Source organism: Sphingomonas sp. MMS12-HWE2-04 (assembly GCF_044881185.1).
Taxonomy (GTDB): Bacteria; Pseudomonadota; Alphaproteobacteria; order Sphingomonadales; family Sphingomonadaceae; genus Sphingomonas.
The window spans coordinates 40,264-62,594 of sequence record NZ_CP173254.1; the positions used below are offsets into that span (position 1 = coordinate 40,264).

Below are 22,331 nucleotides of genomic sequence, written 5' to 3' on the forward strand. Positions count from 1 at the left end.
ATTAGCAAAGCATATTCGGTTTTTTGCACGACTGTTGCGATGATGTGACAGATGCGTGCGATAATTTCTCGCAAACCCCCGTTAATGCAACATTCAGAAACCGAGTTGGTGTGATGGCACACCAACTCGGCTCGATTTCATCCCCGTTCGACGCACATTGCGATGCCCATGCCGCCGCCGATGCACAGAGTCGCCAGTCCCTTTTTCGCATCGCGCTTCTGCATCTCGTAGAGCAGCGTGGTCAGCACGCGTGCGCCGCTCGCGCCGATCGGGTGGCCGATGGCGATTGCGCCGCCGTTGACATTGACCTTTGCTGCGTCCCAGCCGAGCTCCTTGCCGACCGAAAGTGCTTGTGCGGCAAAGGCTTCGTTGGCTTCGATGAGGTCCAAATCGGCGATCGTCCAGCCAGCCTTTTCGAGCGCTTTGCGCGATGCGGGCACCGGTCCGATGCCCATAATCGACGGATCGACGCCGGCCGAGGCCCAGCTCTTGATCGTGGCGAGGATCGGCGCGCCGCGCTTCTCGGCTTCCTCGCGGCGCATCATCACCAGCGCGGCGGCGCCGTCGTTGAGGCCCGAGGCGTTGGCGGCCGTGACGGTGCCGTCCTTCTTGAACGCCGGACGCAGGCCCGAGACCGAATTGAGCGTCGCGCCGGCACGGATATATTCGTCGTCGGACACCACGGTGTCGCCCTTGCGACCCTTGATCGTCACCGGCGCGATCTCGTCCTTGAACTTGCCCGCCGCGCGCGCGGCCTCCGCCTTGTTCTGGCTGGCGACAGCGAAACTGTCCTGTTCGGCGCGAGTGACCTGATATTGCTCGGCGAGATTCTCTGCGGTGATGCCCATGTGATAGCCGTTGAACACGTCGGTCAGGCCGTCCTTGATCATCGTGTCGACCAGGCTGACATCGCCCATCTTGGTGCCGGGGCGCAGCGACTGGGCGTGGGTGGACATCGACATCAATTCCTGCCCGCCCGCGACGACGATCGTGGCGTCGCCGGTGGCGATCGCCTGATAGGCGAGCGCGACGGCGCGCAGCCCCGAGCCGCACACCTGCTGGACGCCCCAGGCAGGGACTTCCTTGGGCACGCCCGCCGCCATCGACGCCTGGCGCGCCGGGTTCTGGCCCTGCGCCGCGGTGAGCACCTGGCCGAGGATCACTTCGCTGACCTCTTCGCCCTTCACCCCGGCCTGTTCGAGCGCGGCCTCGATCGCGACGCGGCCAAGCTCGTGCGCGGGCGTGGCGGCGAAGGCGCCGAGAAAGCTGCCCACGGGGGTACGCTTGGCGGCGGTGATCACGACGTCGGTCATCGATGGGGCTCCTGCGGGTTCTTTTGATCGTTGCGCGCTATCTAGTGGCGGGAAGCGCGGTTAGCCAGTCCGCCAGCGGTTGCCAGAGCTGCGCGCGGGCGCGCCCGCCGACGACCATGCCGACATGGCCGGTGGAGAGATTGCGGGTCTCGGCGAGCCGCGGCGCGCTGGCGGCCGGGACGATGCGATCGGTGGTCGAGACAAAGGACAAGCTGGGGCAGGCGAGCGCCGCCGGATCGACGGCGTGGCCCTCGATCCGCCAGCGCCCGGCGCCGGGCCGATCGGCGACGAAGAACTCGTCGAACAGCTCGCGCCCGGTGGCAAAAGGCAGCGGCGCGCCGCCATTGGCCCAATCCTCGAGCGCGACGAAGGCGCGCGCCGCTTCGCTGCCGGGCTCCAGCCGCGCGAAGCGCTCGAACTTGGCGACCGTGCGCTTGGGATCGAGCTGCCAGAAGCCGGCCTGGAGCACTTCCATCGGCACCACCCCCAGCGCCTCGCACGTGGCATGCGCCTCGTCCCACAGCGCCGAGATCGGATCGAGCGAGTCGCCATAACCGGCGAAGTGCCAGGGCGCCGCGATCGTCGCGACGCCGGCGACCGGCAGCGCAGCGGCGGCGCCCAGCGCCAGCGTCCCGCCCAGGCAATAGCCGACCAGCGCGGGCGCGCGATCGAGGCTGCGCAGCAGCGGCAGCAGCAACTGCTCGACATGCGCCGTGGCGTCTTCGCCGCGATGCTCGGGCGTCGGCGTACCCCAATCGACGAGCAGCGGCCGCAGGCCCTGGCGCGCGAGCCAACGGAGCAGCGAATTGCCGCGGGCGAGATCGAGCACCAGCGGCGGATTGATGATCGACGGGACGAACACCACCGGCCGCCCGCGCGCGCCATAATCGCGCAGCACCGCCCGGCCGGCCTGCGCCACCACCGGCTTGGGCGCGCGCGGGGCGGGGCGATCGGCCTCCTGATAGGCGCGCAAGCCGGCCAATGCCGCGGTGCGGCGCTCGGGCGATGTTGCAGTTTCGCTGCGCAGCAGTTCCAAAAACAGAGGTAAAGGGCGAGGCCCTTGTTGCGATGCGGAAAACGGTGTTAGGTGTGCGTCAGTCACGCGTGGGGGTCCACATGAAAAAAGCAGCGCCCGGTACGGGCCCGGTCATCATCAAGAAATATGCGAACCGGCGCCTCTACAACACCGAAACTTCGTCCTACATCACGCTCGACCATCTCGCAGCGATGACGCGCGAGGGCCGCGACTTCAAGGTCGTCGATGCCAAGACCGAGGACGACATCACCCATAACGTGCTGACGCAGATCATCATGGAAGAGGAATCGCGCGGGCAGACGATGCTGCCGGTCAATTTCCTGCGCCAGCTGATCGCGCTCTATGGCGATTCGATGCAGGCGATGGTGCCGGGCTATCTCGAAGCATCGATGGACAGCTTCCGCCGCAACCAGGAACAGTTCAAGTCGGCGGTCGAGGGCGCCTTCGCCAACTCGCCTTTTGCCGAGATGGCCAAGCGCAACATGGCGATGTTCGAAGCCGCGGCCGAGGCATTCAAGCCCGGCAGCGTGCCTGGCCTGACCCCGGCGGCGGCGCCTGCCGCCGAGACCGGCGACGACGTCTCGGCGCTCAAGGCCGAGCTCGCCCGGCTGCAGGACAAGATCGAAAAGCTGGCGAAATAAGTCCGGGGCCGTCCGTGCGGCGGCCCTTAGCAGCTTCGACAGTCGGTGGATTTGGTGACCTAGCTGCTCCCGTCCTTCGCCGGGAACCGAGAAGGGCTAGGGCGTAGACTCGTAAAGCGGACTGGCAGGAAGCGGCCCACTAGAGGACATTGGCCAACCACGCGTCACCCCGGGCTTGACCCGGGGTCCCGCTTCTTCTGGCGTCAGGCGAGACGATCGAATAAATCATGCCACTCGGGGTTCATGCCTTCGACCAGGGCGAACTTCCATTCGCGGCGCCATCTCTTCAGGCGCTTTTCGTGCGCGATGCAATCGGTGATCGAGGCCGCTTGTTCGGCCCAGACGAGCCGATCCAGCGCATAACGGCGGCAGAAATCCGACCCGTCACCGGTGCGATGCTGATGGACGCGTGCCGCGAGGTTCACGGTCACGCCCACATATAGCGTCCCGCGGTAGCGATCCGCCATGATATAGACCCAGCCGCCTCGACCTTCGTGATCCATATCGAAAGGACAGAAGAAGCGGGACCCCGGGTCAAGCCGGGGGGACGAAGAGAAGGGGCCGCTATTCACCAATTTCCGACGTTCAGCGGTGCGACGGTTGAAACAAGCGCTGCCAGCCAGCTAACGCCCCAGTTGCGGACGTTCGCACCCACGAAAATAAACGTCCGCTTCCCACCCGATCTCGGACGTTCGAGGCTCGCCCCGAACGCGGTCGGTTATGGGTTCACGACCCGATACTAGCGAATGGAGTGAGCGCGGGCGCCGCGCAGGCCGCCCAGCGCGGCTTCGATATCCTGCACGCTGGGCATTTTCTGCTCGATCACGCAGCGCAGGCCCAGCCCGCCAAAGCCGTGATAATCGACCGCCGTCGCGAACGCGATCGTCGAATCGCCGCGGACTTCGGCGCCGCGCACGGCGTGCGGCGGCAGCGCGACGGTCTCGCCATAGCGCGTGCCCTGCGAATCGGCGACGACGCGGTCGGCTTCGTCGACGATGCTGATCCGGGTGTGCGACCAGTCCTTCTCGCCGAACAGCGAGCGGTCCGAAATGATCGCGGGCATATGCCCTTCCCAGTCGAATTCGAGATAGAAGGCGCCGACCGGCAGGCCCTCATGGCCGGGCGCGCGGATGCCGGTGACGAAGACCAGCACGGCGCGGTGATCGGACCAGGGATTCTGCCAGACGGCATCGGTGAACCACTGGTCGCGCCGAGTGCTGGCCATCGCCTTCAGATATTGCGGTGCGTTGGCGACATTGGTCTGGCGCACGCGCGCGTGCGGGTCCGACGAAAGGATGATCCGGCCGTCGCGATCGGCGACGAACGCATTGAGATAATAAGGCGAAATGCCCGCGAACATCGCCAGTCGTTCCTGGGCCACGGCGAGCTTTTCGGGGGTGGGATCGAGCATCGCGGCGACGATCTCGGCGTCGGACGCCATCAGTCGCAGGTCGACGCTGCGGCCATAGAGATGGCGCGTGACGTTCTGGATCAGCGCCTGGGCGAGCTCGACCAGCCGCGTGCCTTCGATTTCGCCGACCATCTCGTCGGCGATGCTGGCGCCGAGCGCGAGCCGTTCGCGGACTTCGGAGCGGAATTCATGGGACGCGGCGCGTGCCTGCTGCGCGAGCGCCTTCACTTCCTGGGCGACGACCGAGAAGCCGCGGCCGGCCTCGCCCGATCGTGCCGCCTCGATCGCGGCATTGAGCGCGAGCAGGTTGGTCCGCGCGGCGATTTCCTCGCTGCTATTGGCATAGCCGTCGACTTCATCGCGAAGAACGGACAGCAAGGATCGGATGCGGCGCGGCATGGCTTTGGACGCTAGCCGCCAAATGGTTAACGCCGCGTGCAAGCGCCGCGAATCATGCACTTAAATTATGCGAGTGCGGCGTTCATGGCTTGCGGAACTTGAGCGTCATCCGGTCGCTCTCGCCGATCGCGGCATATTTGGCGCGATCGACATCCTTCAGCGCATAGCTGGGCGGCAGCGTCCACACGCCCTTGGGCCAGCCGGCGGTGTCGCGCGGATTGGCATTGACCTCGGACGCGGCGACGAACTTGAAGCCGGCAGCTTCGGCGAGACGGCGGACCGTCGAGACCTTGAGATAGCCGCTGGTCTTCTCGCGCTCGGCGCTGGCGTTTTCGGGCAGGCGATGTTCCTCGATGCCGAGGATGCCGCCGGGCTTGAGCATCGCGAACATCTGGGCGAATGCCGCCGGCGCATAGTCCGGCCCCTCGCCCTCGGCGCGTTCGCCCATCCGCCAATTGTGGATGTTGCGGAAGGTGAGCACAGCGTCGGCGCTGCCATCGGGGACCTTGGGCTGGCCGGCTTCTGCCGGGAATGCCGCGAGCTTGATCGCGCCATAGGTGCCGGCGTCCTTGGCCTGGAGGGCCTTGATCGCGTCGAGCTCGCCCGGCCAGAGCGCGGCTGCGTACAGCGTGCCATGCCCGCGGACGAGCGGGGCGAGGATCTGGGTGTACCAGCCGCCGCCCGGCCAGATTTCGACCACGGTCTGGCCCGGCTTGACGCCGAAGAAGCTCAGCGTCTCGACCGGATGGCGATACGAGTCGCGCGCGACACTGGCCGGACTGCGCGTCGAGGCGGACACCGCCTCCTGGATCGCGTGACGCTGAGTTTGCGGTTCGCCTGCGGCGACGCTGGCGACGGCGATGCTGAGCACGGCAAGAACGGGTAAGGGCTGGCGCATGTGAATTCCCTGCCTAGATCGGCATTGTTACAGCACGTACGCCGGTGTGGGAGATTTTTGAAACGATGCAACAACAATTATGGGGCGGAGCGGTCGCTGCGCTCGGTGTGGCGGTGGCAAGCGGGTTTGGCGAACATCGCCGGCGCAAGCGCCGTGACATGGATCGCGTGGGATTCATGCCCTGGACGCTGGTCCAGTTGCTCGCGCTGCTCGCGGCCTTCCTGATGGCGAGCATCGCGTTCAACCTGCCTCAATAGAAGCGTCTGAGCGTCAGGCTGCGCTCGCGGCCATCGCATAAAGTGAGGCGGACGATCATGCCGGGGGCTCTCGCGCCCCAGCCGATCGCATCGCCGCGCGCAACGAGTTGCGGCACGGCGACGCCGTCGACCGCGCAGATCGTCTCGCCTTCGCGCCAGCCGGCAAGCGCGGCGGGCGATCCGCGCATGACGTGCAGAACGCGGAGTTGGTCCGCGGCGGCGCCGAGAAGCAGTCCGCTGGTCGAGCGCGGCGGCGCGGCGTCGCGCGCCGTACCGGGGCTGACCACCAGTCGCCCCGCGCTGGGATCGAGCAGCACGTGGAAGCGCCCCAACAGCCCGTTGCCGATCCGCCCGGCGGCGCCGACGCGCGCCGAATAGCCCTTGTCGTCCTCGATCCGCACCTCGGTCTCGGGCGGGGCGACGCCGGCAAGGCCGAGGCCCGGTACGATCGCCACATCGCTGACCAGCGCGCCGCCGACGCCCCAGCCGAGCGTGGTGGTGACCGCGACGCCGCGCGCGCCGGTAGAGCCCCAGGCGCTGCGGGTGAGCGTCACCGAAGAGCCGTCGCCGGTATCGAGGATCACCGGGCGCAGCCGCCGGCCGCCGAGCGTGACTTCGGAGAGGAACACGCCGGAGGGTCGCGCGCGGCTGAGCGGCGCGGTGGTCCCGGTTAACGGCATGCGGCCGCTGCGGAGAAGGCGGAAGCGGCGCGCGTCATAATCGATTTCGAGCGCGCAGCAGCCGAGCACGTCGGCACCGATGAAGATGTCGGCCTCGAACCGCGCTTCGCCGCCGGCGCCGGCAATGCCGACGCGCCCGCCGCGCCGCTGGAGCCCGCCGAACGACAGGCTCTTGAGCGCCGCCCAGTCGAGCGTGACGCTGCCGCCGATCGCGGTTGCCTGTTCGCGGTGCACCGATTTGAGCGCGAGCGTCCTGGCGAAGCGCGCGGTGACGATGGTGTCGCTGAGCCCGGTGTCGAGCACGCCGCGCGCGGGCACGCCGTCGACCTGCGCGGCGAAGCGGAGCTGGTTGCCGGCGGTGACCTCGAAAGGCACCCAGCGCGCTTCGGTATCGGGGGTGAGGACGGTCTCGCTCTTCTGCGCGACCGTCTTTTGCGGCGGGCCGGCGGGCGTCGCGCTGGACAAGGCTAGGGGCAGGAGCAGCAGCATGCGCCGACCCTAGCCGGTCACAGGATCAGAGGCACGCCTCGAGCAGCGCCTGATCGAAGCCATATTGCTTGGCCTTGTCGAGCGTATAGGGGCGCAGGCCCATCGAGCGATACTCGCCGATGATCTTGCCGTCGGCGCTCTCGTCGAGATATTCGAACTTGAACAGCTCCTGGGTGACGATCACCGGGCCTTCCATGCCGATCACTTCGGTGATGTTGGTCACGCGGCGCGAACCGTCGCGCAGGCGCTTGACCTGGACGATGAGGTCGACCGAGTCGGCGATCTGGCGGCTGATCGCTTCCTTGGGCATCTTGATGTCGCCCATCATCACCATGTTCTCCATACGGCCCAGGCATTCGCGCGGCGAGTTGGAGTGGAGCGTGCACATCGAGCCGTCATGGCCGGTGTTCATTGCCGAGAGCAGATCGAAACACTCCGATCCGCGGATTTCGCCGAGGATGATGCGGTCGGGGCGCATACGCAGCGAGTTCTTGACGAGATCGCGGATGGTGATCTCGCCCTGGCCCTCGAGGTTGGGCGGGCGGGTTTCGAGCGGCAGCCAGTGCGGCTGCTGCAGGCGGAGCTCGGCCGCGTCCTCGATCGTCAGCACGCGCTCGCCGGGATCGATCATCTTCGAGAGCGCATTGAGCATCGTCGTCTTGCCCGAGCCGGTGCCGCCCGAGATGACGATGTTGAAGCGGCTGGCGCCGGCGACCTTCAATGCGGTCGCCATCTTCTCGGACATCGATCCGCCCTTGGCCATCATGTCGATGGTGATCGGCTTGGCGGAGAATTTACGGATCGAGATCGCGGTGCCGCGCAAAGAGAGCGGTGGCACGATGACGTTGACGCGGCTGCCGTCCTTGAGGCGGGCGTCGGCGAGCGGGGTGGTCTGATCGACGCGGCGGCCGACCGAGTTGCAGATGCGCTGCGCGATCTGGAACAGATGCTCCTCGTCGCGGAAATTGATGTTGGCGAGCTCGAGCTTGCCCTTGCGCTCGACAAAGGTCTGCTCGGGGCCGTTGACCATGATGTCCGAGATCGCCGGGTCGCTGAGCAGCTCTTCGAGCGGCCCGAGGCCGAGCAATTCGTCGACCAGCACCTTTTCGAGCGCGAACTGCTCGCGGCGATTCAAGGTGAGCTTCAGCTCGGCGAGCACTTCGCCGATGATCGGGCGGAATTCCTCGGCGAGCTCGTCCTTGGAGAGCGTCGCCGCGGCCTCGGGATCGACGCGCTCGAGCAGGCGCGGCAGCACCTGTTCCTTGATCTTGTGGATCGACGCCTCGAATCCCTCGACGCGCGAATTGCCGGCATCGCCCGACTGGGCCTGGCGATCGGCGAGGCGCTGCATCGCATCGCTGTTGGCGAGGCTGCCCGCGGCCGGATCGCGCTGCTCCATCGGATCGGCGGCGGCACCGGGAAGCGGCACGTTGCCGATCGGCGGGAACTGCTCACCGCCGCCACCGGGCAGCGGATCGTTGGGGCGCGAAGCGGCGCTGGTGCCTTGCATGGGACGCGCGACACCGAAAGCGGGCCTGCCGCCCGTTCCCCCGCCCAACCCGTTGCGTCGTCCAAAAGCGCTCATCGACAAACCTGCAATCTCAGAGACCATAAGGTTTAGCGATCAAGCCTTTAGAATTGCCTAACCAAAGCCCGTGCGGGCCTGTCATTCGGCGCCAGTTGCGCGCGCAGGGCGCGTATGAGACGCTCGCAGGGGGAGGACTCGATGCTGACTTCGCTCGCGCTGCTGCTGTCGCAGCCGCAGGCCGCCGGGCCACTCGATTGGCTGGTCGGAACCTGGTGCACGGCACCCGATAACGGCGCCTATATGTGCGAGAGCTGGGCGCCGATGGACGGCGGAGTCATGCGCGGGGAAGCGCGCCGGGTGAAGGACGGAGGCGTCACCATCGGCGAGACGATGCGTATCCGTTCTGGCAAATCGGGGATGTTCCTACACGCCGAGCCAAAGGGGCAATCGCCCGCCGATTTCCGGGCCGTGCGGATTGACCCCAAGCTGCAGGCAGTAACGTTCGAGAACCGGACGCACGACTATCCGCAGCGCATCCGCTATTGGATCGAGCAAGGCCGTTTGATGGCCGAGATATCGATGGCGGACGGCGGCAAGCCGCGGCGCTGGGCGTACCGTCGACGCGGCGCCGACCTCAATATCTCGCTCGACTGATCGGCGGGCGAGCGGCGGCTAAAGCGCTCAGTCGGCCTTTTCGGCGAGCACGGTCAGCCCGCGCTCGTTGACCTCGGCGAAGCCGCCTTCGATGCGGATCGTCTCGGGCGCCATCGCGCCGGTCTTGTAGATTTCGAGATTGCCGTCGCGGATCGTCGACATCAGCGGCGCATGGCCTTCGAGCACGCCGAAATCGCCCTCGGTGCCGGGGACGACGACCATGTGCACGTCCTCTGAGCGGACGAGACGTTCGGGGGTGACGAGTTCGAAGTGCAGCATGTCAAGCTCCAGCCCCTCCCTGCAAGGGAGGGGAAGGGGGTGGGTCCAGCGGCGGCGGGGGCTCGATGCCCCCGGCGTCGCTTTTCGGGGATGGCGTGGAAGGGCTCGCTGCCGCTCGCACCCACCCCCAGCCCCTCCCTTGCAGGGAGGGGAGCAGTCCAGTCTTACGCGTCGGCGGCCAGCTTTTGCGCCTTGGCGATCGCGTCGTCGATGCCGCCGACCATGTAGAAGGCGGCTTCTGGCAGGTGATCATACTCGCCGTTCACCACCGCCTTGAACGACTTGATCGTGTCTTCGATCTGCACGAACGCGCCGGGGATGCCGGTAAACACTTCGGCGACGTGGAACGGCTGGCTGAGGAAGCGCTGGATTTTCCGCGCACGCGAAACAGTCAGCTTATCCTCTTCCGAAAGCTCGTCCATGCCGAGAATGGCGATGATGTCCTGCAGCGACTTGTACTTCTGCAGGATCGCCTGGACGGCGCGGGCGGTCTCGTAATGCTCCTGGCCGACGACGCGCGGCTCGAGCACGCGCGAGGTCGAATCGAGCGGATCGACTGCGGGATAGATGCCGAGTTCCGAGATCGCGCGGTTGAGCACGGTCGTCGCGTCCAGATGGGCGAACGACGTGGCCGGCGCCGGATCGGTAAGATCGTCGGCGGGCACGTACACGGCCTGCACCGAGGTGATCGAGCCCTTGTTGGTCGAGGTGATGCGCTCCTGCAGCGCGCCCATGTCGGTCGACAGCGTCGGCTGATAGCCCACGGCCGAGGGAATGCGGCCGAGCAGTGCCGACACTTCGGCGCCCGCCTGGGTGAAGCGGAAGATGTTGTCGACGAAGAACAGCACGTCCTGGCCTTCGACGTCGCGGAAATATTCGGCGATCGTCAGGCCCGAGAGCGCGACGCGGGCACGCGCGCCGGGCGGCTCGTTCATCTGGCCGTATACGAGGGCGACCTTCGAGCCTTCCGAGATCGCGTTGCCGTCGGCGTCCTTGGCGATGACGCCGGCGTCGAGGAACTCGTGATAGAGATCGTTGCCCTCACGGGTACGCTCGCCGACGCCCGCGAACACCGAGGTGCCGCCATGGCCCTTGGCGATGTTGTTGATCAGTTCCTGGATGAGCACGGTCTTGCCCACGCCGGCGCCGCCGAACAGGCCGATCTTGCCGCCCTTCGCATAGGGTGCGAGCAAGTCGATGACCTTGATGCCGGTGACGAGGATCGAGCTGTCGGTCGACTGGTCGACGAACAGCGGCGCCTCGGCATGGATCGGCGAGGTCGTCTCGGCGCCGACCGGGCCACGCTCGTCGATCGGCTCGCCGATGACGTTGAGGATGCGGCCGAGCGTCTTGGGGCCGACGGGGACGCGAATCTGCGAACCGGTGTCGGTGACCGACTGGCCGCGGGTCAGGCCCTCGGTGGCGTCCATTGCGATCGTGCGAACGGTGTTCTCGCCGAGGTGCTGGGCAACCTCGAGGACGAGGCGCTGGCCATTGTTATCGGTCTCGAGCGCCGAAAGGATCGACGGCAGCACGCCACCATCGAACGACACGTCGACGACGGCGCCGATGACCTGCGAGATGCGGCCGACATTGTTGGTGGTCGCCTTCGGGGCGAGAGTGTCTGCGGCGGTTGCCATTGTTTCTTTCCTTGGCGGTCAGCTGTTGGCGGGGGCACTAGCCCCGGGGCGGGAAAATGTCACGATAATGCGCTGGGCGCCGGCGCCCAGTTCGGGCGCAGGCTGGCGGATGACGCTATAGACGGCGCCTTCGGCCTTGCCGGTCAGGTCCTTGCCCGCGTTCAGCGCGCCGGCGACTTCGTGCGCGCCGGCGAGGCCCAGCACGCGGAAGCTGTTGACGATCATCTCGCCCAGCGACGTGGCGGCCTTGGCCGCCTGATCGGGCTGCGGCAGATCGAGGCGATAGCGGAGCGCGTCGAGCTGGCCCTTGGTGCCGATCGCCGTGATATAGGCGGTGTTGGGCTTGGGCGTGGTCTTGAAGTCGAGTGCGGTGGGCACGGCTTCGGCTTCGTAGCCCGCGCCCTTGGCGGCATAGGCGTCCAGCCGCGCGCCGGTGCGGTTCAGCACGTCGACGGCATTGACCGGATCGGCCCAGAATTGCGGCCAGCCCTTGTCGAACACCACGGTCAGCGGCGTGCCCGTCGCGCTCGGCGTCGCTGCCGGCTGCGGTGCCTGCGCCGCAGGTTTGCACGCGCCAAGCGTTGCGGCCGCGGCCAGCAAAAGGGGCAGCGCCCGATTCATCAGAGCGCTTCGGCGCCCGAAATGATCTCGACCAGCTCGGTGGTGATCGCGGCCTGGCGGGCACGGTTATACTGGATCGACAGCCGCTTGATCAGATCGCCCGCGTTGCGCGTGGCGTTATCCATCGCGGTCATCTTGCTGCCCTGTTCCGATGCCGCATTCTCGCGCATCGCGCGATAGAGCTGGATCGCGACGTTGCGCGGCAGCAGATCGGCGAGGATCGATTCCTCGTCGGGCTCGTAGATCACCGCGGCGGGAGCCGCCTGGCTGGTCGGCGTGCCCTCGGGAACCGAGCTCGGCGCGACCGGGATGATCTGCTGCTCGGTCGGCTCCTGGGTGAGCACCGACTTGAAGTGCGAATAGAAGAGATGCGCGACGTCGAACTCGCCGGCCTCGTAGCGCGCGATCAGATCGTCGGCATAGCCGCGCGTATCGGCGAAGCCGAGCTTGCCGAGGTCGCCCGGCTCGATCGAATGGAGGAAGTCCTTGGGGAACAGGCGGTTCAGCACGGCGCGGCCCTTGCGGCCGATCGTGTAGAACTTCACCGTCTTGCCCTGGGCGATCAGCTCCTGCGCGCGGCGGCGCGCGAGACGGGCGATGTTGGTGTTGAACGCGCCGGCCAGGCCCTTGTCCGACGTCGCGACGACGAACAGATGCACCTGGTCCTTGCCGGTGCCGGCGAGCAGCTTCGGCGACGATTCGCTTACCGTCACCTTCGAGGCGAGGCTCGCGACGACGCTTTCGAGGCGCTGCGCATAGGGACGGCCGGCCTCCGCCGCTTCCTGCGCACGGCGCAGCTTCGCGGCGGCGACCATCTTCATCGCCTTGGTGATCTTCTGGGTCGATTTGACCGAGTTGATCCGAACCTTGAGTGCCTTGAGAGAGGCCAACGCTTGTTTCCTTCGTCGTCATCCCGGCAAAAGCCGGGATCTCGTGTTGCAGGCTGCGTGCGTGCGGCCTGAGACCCCGGCTTTCGCCGGGGTGACGGGTGATTACGCGAACGTCTTGCCGAACGCAGTCAGCGCGTCCTTCAGCTTGTCGCGCACGTCATCCTTGAGATCCTTCGAGTCGCGGATCGCGCCCAGGATATCGGCGTGGCTCGTACGCATCTCGGTGAGCATCGCCTGCTCGTAGCGGACGACATCCTGCACCGCGACGCTGTCGAGGAAGCCCTGGGTGCCCGCGAAGATCGACACGGTCTGCTCTTCGAACGGCAGCGGGCTGAACTGCGGCTGCTTGAGCAGCTCGGTCAGGCGCGCGCCGCGGTTGAGCAGCTTCTGGGTCGAGGCGTCGAGGTCCGAGCCGAACTGCGCGAACGCGGCCATTTCGCGATACTGCGCCAGCTCGAGCTTGATCGAGCCCGACACCTTCTTCATCGCCTTGGTCTGCGCGGCCGAGCCGACGCGGCTGACCGACAGGCCGACGTTGATCGCCGGGCGGATGCCCGCGAAGAACAGGTCGGTTTCGAGGAAGATCTGGCCGTCGGTGATCGAGATCACGTTGGTCGGGATGTAGGCCGACACGTCGCCGGCCTGGGTTTCGATGATCGGCAGTGCGGTCAGCGAACCACCACCGTTCGCGTCCGACATCTTCGCCGCGCGCTCGAGCAGGCGGCTGTGGAGATAGAAGACGTCGCCGGGATAGGCTTCGCGGCCCGGCGGGCGGCGCAGGAGCAGCGACATCTGGCGATAGGCGACGGCCTGCTTCGAAAGATCGTCGAACACGATCAGCGCGTGCATGCCGTTGTCACGGAAATACTCGCCCATCGCAGTGCCGGTATAGGGCGCGAGGAACTGCAGCGGCGCGGGCTCCGAAGCGGTCGCGGCGACGACGATGGAATATTCCATCGCGCCATTCTCTTCGAGCGTCTTGACGAGCTGCGCGACGGTCGAGCGCTTCTGGCCGACGGCGACATAGACGCAGTAGAGCTTCTTGCTCTCGTCGTCGCCCTTGTTGACTTCGCGCTGGTTGATGAACGCGTCGATCGCGACGGCCGACTTGCCGGTCTGGCGATCGCCGATGATCAGCTCGCGCTGGCCGCGGCCGACCGGAACGAGCGCGTCGATCGCCTTGAGGCCCGACTGCATCGGCTCCGAAACCGACTGGCGCGGGATGATGCCCGGCGCCTTGACTTCGACGCGGCTGCGCTGATCGGTGACGATCGGGCCCTTGCCGTCGATCGGGTTGCCCAGGCCGTCCACGACGCGACCGAGCAGGCCCTTGCCGACGGGAACGTCGACGATCGTGCCGGTGCGCTTGACGGTGTCGCCTTCCTTGATCTCCGAGTCAGACCCGAAGATCACGACGCCGACATTGTCGGCCTCGAGGTTGAGCGCCATGCCCTGGATGCCGTTGGCGAATTCGACCATCTCGCCGGCCTGGACATTGTCCAGCCCGTGGATGCGCGCGATGCCGTCACCGACGCTGAGCACCTGGCCGGTCTCGGAGACTTCGGCATCGGTGCCGAAGCCGGCGATCTGGTCCTTGATGACCTTCGAGATTTCTGCGGCGCGGATATCCATTGTCTTAGCCTTCAGCCTTTCATCGCGTGCGCGAGGGAGTTCAGACGGGTCTTGATCGACGAATCGATCATCTGGCTGCCGATCTTCACGACCAGGCCGCCGAGCAGCGAGGGATCGACCAAGAGGTCGACATTGACGTCGCGGCCGAGGCGCGTGCGCAGCTGCTGCTTGAGCGCATCGACCTGCTCGCCGTCCAACGGATGGGCGGAGGTCACTTCGGCCGTGGTTTCGCCGCGATGGTTCGCTGCGAGCGAGCGGAACGCGCGGATGATCGCCGGAAGCTGGTTCAGCCGCCGGTTCTGCGCGAGCACGCCCAGGAAATTGCTGGTCGTCTGATCGACGCCGAGCGCGCCGGCTGCTGCCGCGACGCCCTTGGCGGCGTCGGTGCGGCCGATCAGCGGGCTCGTGGTGAGCGCCTTGAAGTCAGCCGAGTCGGCGAGCGCCTGCGCCACCGTGGCGAGGCTGGCCTCGACCTGGGGCAGCGCCTTCGACTCGCGCGCGAGTTCGAACAGCGCGGTTGCGTAGCGTCCGCTTAGGCTGGCCTGGATACCGCCGGAATTCTCCACGCGATCGATTTCCTCTCGGAGGTTCGGGTTCGGCCCCATGCGGAAATAGGGCGCGCCTGAGGACGCCCCCGATGGGTCGCGGCGCGGTTAGCATCGGTGTCACGGCGATGCAACCCGAGTCGGCCAGCGGTGGCGAGTCGCGGCAGGAATAACCGCCGGTTTCGGCGCGCTCACGCTATCCGCATAATAATAGTGGGGAAGTTGCGCCCGGCTGGACAAGTGCGCGCGAAGATGTTGGTCTCGGCCATGGGGGGAAGGCATGCGCAACGCACGGGTACTTTTTGCGCTCGCCGCAGCGGCGCTGGCGGCCGGCGCAGCGGGTGCCGAAGTGATCGAAGTCACCGGCGAGTTTCCCGCCGGGCAACGCGAGGCGAGCTTCCTCGCTTCGATCGCGGTCGAGCGTTTCGGCGGGCAGGACGGGCCGGCGCTGCAGATCGCGCTCGAACGCGCGCTTACCGGCAGCCAGATCGAAGTGCTCGGTGGCCGCGCCGGTCATGACAGGGCAGAAGGCGCGATGTCGGGGGCGGTGTCGACCAGCGTCGAGGAGACACCCTATAAGCGCAAGGACAAAAGCTGCGTCGAAAAGAACGCCAAGGGCAAGTGCATCAAGGAACAGGAGGTCGAGATCCGCTGCCGCCGCCGGACGATCAGCGTCGACGCCGATATCCGCATCGCGCGCAACACCGATGGCCGCATCGTCTATTCGCTGCCCAAGCCGTTCCGCGAGGAAGTGACGTGGTGCGAAAAGCAGAGCCCGGGGCGCACCGCCGAAGAGACGATCAGCGCCGCGATCGCTGAGATCGCCGGAGACGTGCGCCGCGACCTGGTGCCGCGCATCGACACCTACAAGATCCGCGTGCGGGAGAGCAGCAAAGGGCTGTCCAAGGACGCGGCCAGTCGCTTCAAGGCGCTGGTCAAGCTGACCAAGCGCGATGCCAAGGGGGCGTGCGATGGCTGGCGCGCCATGAATTGCGAAATCGCGGGCAATCCCTCGATCCTGTTCAACCTCGCTCTGTGCGCCGAGCAGGCGGACGACTATCCGGAAGCCGTGGCGCTGTATCAGGATGCGGTGCGCGCGGGTGCAGGCGAGGGCGCCGAGGGTGCGAACCGCGTGGCGCAGCTGATCGCCGGGCGCGAGGATGCGCGCGAGCGGGTGCGGCGTCGGCGGGCCATACAGGGGTAAGCGTCATCCCGTTGCCGGGATGACGCTATGGATTTTAGCGGCCGCGGCGCGCGCCGCCGCCGGCGTTGCCGCCCTGGCTGCGGTTGCCGCCATTGGCGGGGCGGGCAGTGTACTTGGTCTTCGGCCGAGCATAGTTGCGCGGCGCCTCGCTGCGACCCTCGCCCTGGGTCGGCGAGTCGAAGCGGCGCGGACGCGGCTCGCCGGTCGCGCCGTCGAGGCGCGGACCGTCGTGGCGGCGCGGCTGGTCGCTGCGGCTACGATCACCCTGCGGGCGCGAACGCTGCGGCTGGCCGGGACGGCGGCCGTCACGCTGCATGTCGCGGCCATGGCGGCCGGCCTGTTCCGAAGCGCTCGGCGCGACATGGACGCGGCTATTCTTAACCTTGTCCGATTCCGCGACGAAGTTCTCGGGCAGCGGCACGACGGTGAGCTTCTGACGCGTCAGCCGCTCGATGTCGCGCAGATAGGGCCGCTCGTCCTCGGCGCAGAAGCTGATCGCCAGGCCCGTCGCGCCGGCGCGCGCGGTGCGGCCGATGCGGTGGACATATTGCTCGGGCACGTTGGGCAGCTCGAAGTTGAACACATGGCTGACGCCCGACACGTCGATGCCGCGCGCGGCGATGTCGGTCGCAACGAGGATCTTGACCTTGCCGGCGCGGAACTCGCCCAGCGCGCGCTCGCGCTGCGGCTGGCTCTTGTTGCCGTGGATCGCGTTCGAGGCGATGCCGTTGCCCGCCAGCAGGCGCACGACGCGATCGGCGCCGTGCTTGGTGCGAGTGAACACCAGCGCACGATCGATGCTGTCGTCGCGCAGCGCGATCGTCAGCAGCGCCTGCTTCTCGGCCTGGGTGACATAGGTCACCTGCTGCTCGACGCGCTCGGCGGTGGTGGCGACCGGGGTCACCTTCACTTCGACCGGATCCTTGATGAACTGGCCGGCGAGCTCGCGGATCGTCTTGGGCATCGTTGCCGAGAAGAACAACGTCTGGCGCTTCGAAGGAAGCTCGCGGACGATGCGCTTGAGCGCGTGGATGAAGCCGAGGTCCATCATCTGATCGGCTTCGTCGAGCACGAGGATCTCGATGCCGAGCAGGATCGCATAGCATTGGTCGAGCAGGTCGACGAGGCGGCCCGGGGTCGCGACGACGATATCGACGCCGCGGGCGAGATCGGTCTTGTTCTTGTGGATCGAGGTACCGCCGAACACGGTGGCGACCGAAAGCCGGGTGCCCTTGGCATAATGCCGGGCATTGTCGGCGATCTGGCTGGCCAGCTCGCGGGTCGGGGCGAGCACCAGCATGCGGCAGCCGCGCGGCTGGGCGCGCTTTCCGCTGGCGATCAGGCGATCAATCGAGGGGAGCATGAATGCGGCGGTCTTGCCGGTGCCGGTCTGGGCGATGCCGAGCAGGTCGCGGCCTTCGAGCAGCGAGGGGATCGACTGCGCCTGGATCGGCGTCGCTTCGCTATAGCCCTTGGCGGCAAGCGCAGCGAGAACGGTCTCAGAGAGACCGAGTTCTTTGAATTGCATTAGATACCTTACATGTGCGGCCGGCGCGCACGGACGGAATCCAGGCGCGGGGCGGGGTCAAAAATGACGACCCGCGTGACTAGGGAAGCCGTAAATCCAACCGAGGCAGAGCCGGGCAACCTAAGGTCGCCGATCACGCTGCATGATGCCTCGCTGGGCGCCATATGGTAGCAATGCTGCCCTAGGTCAAGCAAAAGGGAATGCGATGCGTCTGTCGGGATCGATTCTGGGTGTGGTGGCGCTGGGATTTGCCGCGTCTGCATCGGCACAGACCGCGGCGGAAAGCGCGGCGATCGCCGGCGATCCGGTCGCCCGGCCACAGACGCTGCGCCTCGCCGACCTGCCCAAGGCGACGGGCCCGGCGGTGTCGCTGTTCAACGGGCGCGACCTTGCCGATTGGGAGCCCTGGCTCGGCTATGCCGATCCGGCGCTCACCTATCGCCGCCCGGCGATCGCCCCGCTCGGCACCAGCGCCGATACCCGCACGGCGTTCAGCGTGGTGCGCGAAGATGGCGCGCCGGCGCTGCGCGTCGAAGGCAAGACCTGGGGAAGCCTGGTCCACAAAAGCGATCTGGCCAATTATCATCTCAGCCTGGAGTTCAAATGGGGCGACGAGGTCTTCGCGCCGCGACAGACCCTGCCCCAGAACAACGGGCTGCTGTTTCATTCGCATGGCAGCCCCGGCGCGGTGTGGGGCACCTGGATGCGCGCCGTCGAGTTCGAGATCATGCGCGGCTCGACCGGCATGGTCGTGCCGGTAGGCGACGAAGTCCGCATCGGCACGATGGCGGCGCAGGACAAGGCGATTATCTATCCGCACCGGCGCTTCCGCGTCGGTGGACGCGCGATCGATCTGCACAATAATGGCAATCCCGATTGGAACGTCGAGAATGCCCGCGACGCCGAGAAGCCGGTGGGCCAGTGGAACCGGCTCGACCTCTATGCCGTGGGCGACCGCGCGATCTTCGTCGTCAACGGCGTGCCGGTGATGGCGGTCAGCGGGCTGGCCGAAGAGGCGGCCGATGGTACGCGCACGCCGCTCACCCATGGCCGCATCCAGCTCCAGTCCGAAGGCGCCGAGACCTTCTTCCGCGCCATCCGGGTCGAGCCAATCGCAGCGTTGCCCCGGCTCGTCGCGCGCTGAGCGGATGTTACCGACTTCTTAACCTTTTTGCGGCAGGGCACAGGCGCGGAGGTGCGTGTGTTGGTTGCAAGGCTCGAAGTGTTGGGCGAGATGGATCGCCGCGGATCGATCCGCTTCACGATTGACGGCGACTCGACGCTGCGTGACATGGAGGGGCGCCCGTTCGACGTCCATGTCGAGGATCTGTCGCGGACGGGCCTGCTGTTCGCATCGGCGCAGGTCTTTCCCGTCGGCACGGTGATTTCGATCGGGCTTTCCGGCGGCGGCACGCATGAGGCCAAGGTCGTATGGCAGCAGGGCGAGCGCCATGGCTGCGAATTCTTCATGCCCCTGCCACGCTCGAAGATGGAGCGCGCGTTTCAGGGCCAGGCGGCGGTGCTCGCCGAAATCGAGGCGGCGCTTACCGGCCGTGTCGATGCAGGGTTCGAGGACGAGCCCGATCCCGAGCCGCCGGTGCGTGGGTTGCGCGCGCGTCTCGCCGCGTTTTTCGGGCGTCGATCCCCCGATCTTTGAGCGCAATCCTCGGGATGTGGGGCCCCGTCTGACGGCCTATATCGGGGCCATGAGCAGCACCGACCTCTCCGACGACATGGCCTGGGCCGCCTTCGAGACGCGCGACCGCGCGTTCGACGGGCGGCTGATCGTGGCCGTCACCACAACCGGCATCTATTGCAAGCCGACTTGCCCGGCGCGGCGGCCCAAGCGCGAGCATGTCCGCTTCTATGCCGATGCGGAGGCGGCGCGCGCCGCCGGCTTCCGCGCCTGCCTGCGCTGCAAGCCAGACGCGGTCGGCCGCGACCGGCTGGCGGTGGCCGAGGCGGTCGCGATGCTCGACGCGGCGGAGGAGGCGGTGAGCCTCGAAAAGCTGGCCGCGCAGGTCGGATACGCGCCGCATCATTTTCACCGGCTGTTCAAGCGCGCCACCGGCGTGACCCCCGCCGCATATGCCCGTGGCCTGCGCGCGCGCCGGGCCGCGGCGGCCTTGGCCAACGGCGAGAGCGTCACCGAGGCGATCTATGAGGCGGGCTATTCGGCGCCGAGCCGGTTTTACGAGACTGCCAATGCCCGGCTGGGCATGACGCCCAGCGTGTGGAAGCGCGGCGGCGCCGGGGTGACGATCCGCTGGACGCTTGCCGAGACCAGTCTGGGGCCACTGCTGATCGCCGCGACCGACAAGGGCCTGTGCCGGGTCGCCTTTGACGAGGATTTGCTCGCGCTCGCCCGGCGCTTCCCGGCTGCCGAGATCGCGCCGGGCGGCTCTGCTCTGGCGGTGCTCGCGACGCGCGTCGTGCGCGAGGTCGAGAGCCCCGGCCGCGACACCGACTTGCCGGTCGACGTGCGCGGCACGGCGTTCCAGGAAGCCGTGTGGCAGGCGCTGCGGGCGATCCCGCCGGGCGAGACGCGCAGCTATGCCCAGCTTGCCGCTGCCGCCGGCAATCCCAGCGCGGTGCGTGCAGCAGGCACCGCGTGCGGCGCCAATCACGTCGCCGTCGTCATCCCCTGCCATCGCGCCCGTCGCGCCGATGGCGGCATGGGCGGCTATGCCTATGGCGTCGATCGCAAGCGAGTGTTGCTCAAGCGCGAACAGCGCGAAGACGGAGTTTTGTGATCGCCGGACCGAATCCTGCGGCTTTCCGGGGACTTTGCGGCGCCAGCGACGATGCGCTGGCCGGTCGACGCGATGCGGGTGAAGGCGGGCGGCGATCATGGCTTCCCGTGTGCGCCACGCAGTCTTCGCGAAACAGGGTGCCGAGGCGCCAGCGCGCATCGTGGACGAGATACCGGAACAGCTCGCGACTCGGCTGCCTTCGTTTCGAGCGTTCGATCATGACGGGATGATGACGAACGCCGATGTCTTCGGAGGAAATGGTCTGAAACCGATGATTTTCTGCGATGTTCGCCGACGTGCCGGGCGACTGTCTCCACCCCGACAGCGCCAACTATGGCCGCTTCGCCGCGCGGATCGACCGGCTCTGCGTTACTCCGCCGCCGCGCTTGCAGTGCCGCCCGGTGCCGCCGTGCAGCGATAGACGATCTTCTCGTTATAGACCGGCGGCAGCGCCGCGCGCAGCGCCTGCTGCTGGGTGGCGAGGCTGGCGCGCGCCGCCTGATCGCGCGAGCATTGCTTGAGCGGCACCGTGGCGCGAAGTTCGCGCGCGCGCTTCATCTGCTCGGCCGAGAGCAGGTAGCGCGTGTGGGTATAGAGGTTGGTCGCCGGATCGAAGTTGAGCACCGACACCGACTGGTCGGTCTCGGGCACGAGGATGCGCTGCCACTGGCTGCCCAATTCGGCATATTGGGTGCGCCCGTTGACGCAGCCGTCCGCGCCGAGATCGAGGGTGACTTCCTCGACCGAGGTAACGGTGATCCGGCTGCGTTCGGGGACGAGCGTGCAGATCATCCGGCCCTGGGTCATCGCGGGCACGCCGGCGCGCGCGCTGGCCTGGGGCACCGGCATCACCTTGAACTCGTCGAAGCCCGGCCGTGCAAGGAACACCGCGGCGGCACCGACGATCAGCACGCCGCCGCCCGCCGCGACCCAGATCGCCTCGCGACGCCGGTCGCGCGACAGCAGCAGCGCGCCGCCGCCCAGCGCGACGCCGCCGAGCACCAGCATCAGCGCCGCGATCGCCATGAAATTCTCGCGGGTCGATTCGTTGCGGCTGCGCGCCTGGGCGATCGCATCCTGGCGCTCGCTCGACGCGCGCGCGGCGGCGCTGCGGCTTGCTTCCTCGGCATCGAGCCGGGCCTTTTCGTCGGCATTGCGCTCGAGCGCCAACTGCTCCTCGACGCTGGTGCAGCCGGTCGCGACGCTGGCAACCGACTGGTGCGCGGCCTGGAGGAAGGCAGTGAGTTCGCCGGCGGCGATCGCGAAGGCAAAGGTCGAATCGCCCTCGTCGGCGCGGGTGATCGCGGAATTGACGCCGAGCACGCGCCCGCAGCGATCGAGCAGCGGTCCGCCCGAATTGCCGCGTGCGATGCTGGCGGTGTGGAGCAGCACGCGCGTGCCCTCGAGCATCCGCGCGCCGGCAAAGCCGCCCTGGGACCGCACCGGCGATTGCGGCGTGATGAAATCCGCGGCCGAGCGCGCCGTGGCCATATCGACATTGCCGGGATAGCCGAGCGCGATCAGCGCGTCGCCTTCCTGCGGCGCGCCGCTGTAAAGCGTGAGCGGCGGCAGGCGGACGCCGCTGAATTCGATCAGCGCGAGATCGCGCGCGCGATCGATCGCGATCAGCTTGCCCTGATAGGATTTGTCGCCCTCGGAAGGGACGACGCCGATCACGACATTGTTGGGATAGCGATCGGCGAGTTCGACGACATGCGCATTGGTGACGATGCGATTGGGCGCGACGGCAAACCCGCTGCCATGGCCGGTGCCGACGACCTCGTCATCGACCACGGCGATCGTAACGATGCGCACCACACCGCGCCCGGCGGCGGAAATATCGTCGGCATGCGCAGGCGCGCTCCAGCTCAAGAGCAGCGCGACCATCACCAGCAAACGCCGAACCATCAAGCACCCCTGTTCATATGCCGGC

At 67.2% G+C, this 22,331-nt stretch carries 22 protein-coding genes; 7 read left to right on the forward strand and 15 right to left on the reverse strand.

Translation table 11 applies throughout. The features are described from left to right. Nucleotides 1-137: 137 nt before the first annotated feature. Both AB2M62_RS00190 and AB2M62_RS00195 read right to left on the reverse strand, forming a co-directional pair. Nucleotides 138-1,313 (reverse strand): acetyl-CoA C-acetyltransferase, encoded by a 1,176-nt coding sequence (locus AB2M62_RS00190; protein ID WP_404336773.1) that lies wholly within the window; start codon nt 1,311-1,313, stop codon nt 138-140. A 37-nt stretch (nt 1,314-1,350) separates the two neighbouring features. Next, nucleotides 1,351-2,355: an alpha/beta hydrolase gene (locus AB2M62_RS00195; protein WP_404340066.1), complete on the reverse strand. Its 1,005-nt coding sequence runs from the start codon at nt 2,353-2,355 to the stop codon at nt 1,351-1,353. A 74-nt stretch (nt 2,356-2,429) separates the two neighbouring features. On the opposite strand from AB2M62_RS00195, the gene phaR reads away from it, so the two are divergent. Beyond that, nucleotides 2,430-2,990 carry a polyhydroxyalkanoate synthesis repressor PhaR gene (gene phaR, locus AB2M62_RS00200; protein ID WP_404336774.1) on the forward strand — a complete coding sequence of 187 codons (561 nt, stop codon included), beginning with the start codon at nt 2,430-2,432 and terminating at the stop codon, nt 2,988-2,990. Between the two features lie 203 nt (nt 2,991-3,193). Here phaR and AB2M62_RS00205 read toward each other — a convergent pair whose 3' ends face one another. The 5 genes from AB2M62_RS00205 to AB2M62_RS00225 all read right to left on the reverse strand — a co-directional run bounded on the left by AB2M62_RS00205 (nt 3,194) and on the right by AB2M62_RS00225 (nt 8,709). Continuing rightward, the gene (locus AB2M62_RS00205) at nt 3,194-3,493 is read right to left on the reverse strand and encodes a GIY-YIG nuclease family protein (protein ID WP_404340068.1); all 300 of its coding nucleotides are present in this window, start codon (nt 3,491-3,493) and stop codon (nt 3,194-3,196) included. Between the two features lie 236 nt (nt 3,494-3,729). After that, a complete protein-coding gene (locus tag AB2M62_RS00210; protein WP_404336776.1) occupies nt 3,730-4,800 on the reverse strand; it encodes a methyl-accepting chemotaxis protein in 1,071 nt (356 codons plus the stop codon). Between the two features lie 82 nt (nt 4,801-4,882). Next, the gene (locus tag AB2M62_RS00215) at nt 4,883-5,698 is read right to left on the reverse strand and encodes a class I SAM-dependent methyltransferase (RefSeq protein ID WP_404336778.1); all 816 of its coding nucleotides are present in this window, start codon (nt 5,696-5,698) and stop codon (nt 4,883-4,885) included. Between the two features lie 250 nt (nt 5,699-5,948). Next, nucleotides 5,949-7,124 carry an aspartyl protease family protein gene (locus tag AB2M62_RS00220; protein ID WP_404336780.1) on the reverse strand — a complete coding sequence of 392 codons (1,176 nt, stop codon included), beginning with the start codon at nt 7,122-7,124 and terminating at the stop codon, nt 5,949-5,951. Nucleotides 7,125-7,149: 25 nt separating this feature from the next. Next, on the reverse strand, nt 7,150-8,709 hold the full coding sequence (locus AB2M62_RS00225) for a CpaF family protein (protein WP_404336782.1): 1,560 nt from the start codon (nt 8,707-8,709) through the stop codon (nt 7,150-7,152). A gap of 141 nt (nt 8,710-8,850) precedes the next feature. Here AB2M62_RS00225 and AB2M62_RS00230 point away from each other — a divergent pair, with 141 nt between their 5' ends. Next, the gene (locus tag AB2M62_RS00230) at nt 8,851-9,306 is read left to right on the forward strand and encodes a DUF6265 family protein (RefSeq protein ID WP_404336784.1); all 456 of its coding nucleotides are present in this window, start codon (nt 8,851-8,853) and stop codon (nt 9,304-9,306) included. Nucleotides 9,307-9,333: 27 nt separating this feature from the next. Here the strand turns inward: AB2M62_RS00230 and AB2M62_RS00235 are convergent, their stop codons facing one another. From AB2M62_RS00235 to AB2M62_RS00260, 6 genes are all read right to left on the reverse strand, one after another. Further along, complete coding sequence (locus AB2M62_RS00235) at nt 9,334-9,585, reverse strand: ATP synthase F1 subunit epsilon (RefSeq protein ID WP_404336786.1); 252 nt, start codon at nt 9,583-9,585, stop codon at nt 9,334-9,336. Nucleotides 9,586-9,749: 164 nt separating this feature from the next. Next, nucleotides 9,750-11,225 (reverse strand): F0F1 ATP synthase subunit beta, encoded by a 1,476-nt coding sequence (gene atpD / locus AB2M62_RS00240; RefSeq protein ID WP_404336788.1) that lies wholly within the window; start codon nt 11,223-11,225, stop codon nt 9,750-9,752. Between the two features lie 18 nt (nt 11,226-11,243). After that, complete coding sequence (locus AB2M62_RS00245; protein ID WP_404336790.1) at nt 11,244-11,846, reverse strand: hypothetical protein; 603 nt, start codon at nt 11,844-11,846, stop codon at nt 11,244-11,246. Then, nucleotides 11,846-12,736, reverse strand: coding sequence for a F0F1 ATP synthase subunit gamma (locus AB2M62_RS00250; RefSeq protein WP_404336792.1), 891 nt, complete (start codon nt 12,734-12,736; stop codon nt 11,846-11,848). The genes AB2M62_RS00245 and AB2M62_RS00250 overlap by 1 nt, the downstream gene beginning before the upstream one ends. Nucleotides 12,737-12,838: 102 nt before the next feature. After that, a complete protein-coding gene (gene atpA / locus AB2M62_RS00255) occupies nt 12,839-14,368 on the reverse strand; it encodes a F0F1 ATP synthase subunit alpha (RefSeq protein ID WP_404336794.1) in 1,530 nt (509 codons plus the stop codon). A gap of 11 nt (nt 14,369-14,379) precedes the next feature. Further along, nucleotides 14,380-14,934: a F0F1 ATP synthase subunit delta gene (locus tag AB2M62_RS00260; RefSeq protein WP_404336796.1), complete on the reverse strand. Its 555-nt coding sequence runs from the start codon at nt 14,932-14,934 to the stop codon at nt 14,380-14,382. Nucleotides 14,935-15,193: 259 nt separating this feature from the next. Here AB2M62_RS00260 and AB2M62_RS00265 point away from each other — a divergent pair, with 259 nt between their 5' ends. Then, complete coding sequence (locus tag AB2M62_RS00265) at nt 15,194-16,117, forward strand: hypothetical protein (RefSeq protein ID WP_404336798.1); 924 nt, start codon at nt 15,194-15,196, stop codon at nt 16,115-16,117. Between the two features lie 34 nt (nt 16,118-16,151). Here the strand turns inward: AB2M62_RS00265 and AB2M62_RS00270 are convergent, their stop codons facing one another. Then, nucleotides 16,152-17,645, reverse strand: a complete 1,494-nt coding sequence (locus AB2M62_RS00270) for a DEAD/DEAH box helicase (protein ID WP_404336800.1) — start codon at nt 17,643-17,645, stop codon at nt 16,152-16,154. 205 nt (nt 17,646-17,850) lie between these two features. Between AB2M62_RS00270 and AB2M62_RS00275 the strand changes: the two genes are divergently transcribed. From AB2M62_RS00275 to AB2M62_RS00290, 4 genes are all read left to right on the forward strand, one after another. Continuing rightward, on the forward strand, nt 17,851-18,789 hold the full coding sequence (locus tag AB2M62_RS00275; RefSeq protein ID WP_404336802.1) for a DUF1080 domain-containing protein: 939 nt from the start codon (nt 17,851-17,853) through the stop codon (nt 18,787-18,789). A gap of 51 nt (nt 18,790-18,840) precedes the next feature. Next, entirely contained in the window at nt 18,841-19,302 is a 462-nt protein-coding gene (locus tag AB2M62_RS00280; protein ID WP_404336804.1) for a PilZ domain-containing protein, read from the forward strand. A 49-nt stretch (nt 19,303-19,351) separates the two neighbouring features. Further along, on the forward strand, nt 19,352-20,398 hold the full coding sequence (ada, locus tag AB2M62_RS00285) for a bifunctional DNA-binding transcriptional regulator/O6-methylguanine-DNA methyltransferase Ada (RefSeq protein WP_404336806.1): 1,047 nt from the start codon (nt 19,352-19,354) through the stop codon (nt 20,396-20,398). 97 nt (nt 20,399-20,495) lie between these two features. Continuing rightward, nucleotides 20,496-20,819 carry a DUF1203 domain-containing protein gene (locus AB2M62_RS00290; RefSeq protein WP_404336808.1) on the forward strand — a complete coding sequence of 108 codons (324 nt, stop codon included), beginning with the start codon at nt 20,496-20,498 and terminating at the stop codon, nt 20,817-20,819. On the opposite strand, the gene AB2M62_RS00295 is transcribed toward AB2M62_RS00290, so the two are convergent. Next, the gene (locus tag AB2M62_RS00295; protein WP_404336810.1) at nt 20,768-22,306 is read right to left on the reverse strand and encodes a S1C family serine protease; all 1,539 of its coding nucleotides are present in this window, start codon (nt 22,304-22,306) and stop codon (nt 20,768-20,770) included. The two genes, AB2M62_RS00290 and AB2M62_RS00295, sit on opposite strands and share 52 nt — an antisense overlap. Between the last annotated feature and the right edge of the window lie 25 nt (nt 22,307-22,331).

Coding starts and splice junctions, on each gene's coding strand:
- AB2M62_RS00220 (WP_404336780.1), bottom strand. CDS start 7,124: ATGCTGCTGCTCCTGCCCCTAGCCTTGTCCAGCGCGACGCCCGCCGGC.
- AB2M62_RS00290 (WP_404336808.1), top strand. CDS start 20,496: ATGGCTTCCCGTGTGCGCCACGCAGTCTTCGCGAAACAGGGTGCCGAG.
- AB2M62_RS00205 (WP_404340068.1), bottom strand. CDS start 3,493: ATGGATCACGAAGGTCGAGGCGGCTGGGTCTATATCATGGCGGATCGC.
- atpA (WP_404336794.1), bottom strand. CDS start 14,368: ATGGATATCCGCGCCGCAGAAATCTCGAAGGTCATCAAGGACCAGATC.
- AB2M62_RS00210 (WP_404336776.1), bottom strand. CDS start 4,800: ATGCCGCGCCGCATCCGATCCTTGCTGTCCGTTCTTCGCGATGAAGTC.
- AB2M62_RS00215 (WP_404336778.1), bottom strand. CDS start 5,698: ATGCGCCAGCCCTTACCCGTTCTTGCCGTGCTCAGCATCGCCGTCGCC.
- AB2M62_RS00225 (WP_404336782.1), bottom strand. CDS start 8,709: ATGAGCGCTTTTGGACGACGCAACGGGTTGGGCGGGGGAACGGGCGGC.
- AB2M62_RS00235 (WP_404336786.1), bottom strand. CDS start 9,585: ATGCTGCACTTCGAACTCGTCACCCCCGAACGTCTCGTCCGCTCAGAG.
- atpD (WP_404336788.1), bottom strand. CDS start 11,225: ATGGCAACCGCCGCAGACACTCTCGCCCCGAAGGCGACCACCAACAAT.
- ada (WP_404336806.1), top strand. CDS start 19,352: ATGAGCAGCACCGACCTCTCCGACGACATGGCCTGGGCCGCCTTCGAG.
- AB2M62_RS00245 (WP_404336790.1), bottom strand. CDS start 11,846: ATGAATCGGGCGCTGCCCCTTTTGCTGGCCGCGGCCGCAACGCTTGGC.
- AB2M62_RS00230 (WP_404336784.1), top strand. CDS start 8,851: ATGCTGACTTCGCTCGCGCTGCTGCTGTCGCAGCCGCAGGCCGCCGGG.
- AB2M62_RS00275 (WP_404336802.1), top strand. CDS start 17,851: ATGCGTCTGTCGGGATCGATTCTGGGTGTGGTGGCGCTGGGATTTGCC.
- phaR (WP_404336774.1), top strand. CDS start 2,430: ATGAAAAAAGCAGCGCCCGGTACGGGCCCGGTCATCATCAAGAAATAT.
- AB2M62_RS00190 (WP_404336773.1), bottom strand. CDS start 1,313: ATGACCGACGTCGTGATCACCGCCGCCAAGCGTACCCCCGTGGGCAGC.
- AB2M62_RS00265 (WP_404336798.1), top strand. CDS start 15,194: ATGCGCAACGCACGGGTACTTTTTGCGCTCGCCGCAGCGGCGCTGGCG.
- AB2M62_RS00295 (WP_404336810.1), bottom strand. CDS start 22,306: ATGGTTCGGCGTTTGCTGGTGATGGTCGCGCTGCTCTTGAGCTGGAGC.
- AB2M62_RS00270 (WP_404336800.1), bottom strand. CDS start 17,645: ATGCAATTCAAAGAACTCGGTCTCTCTGAGACCGTTCTCGCTGCGCTT.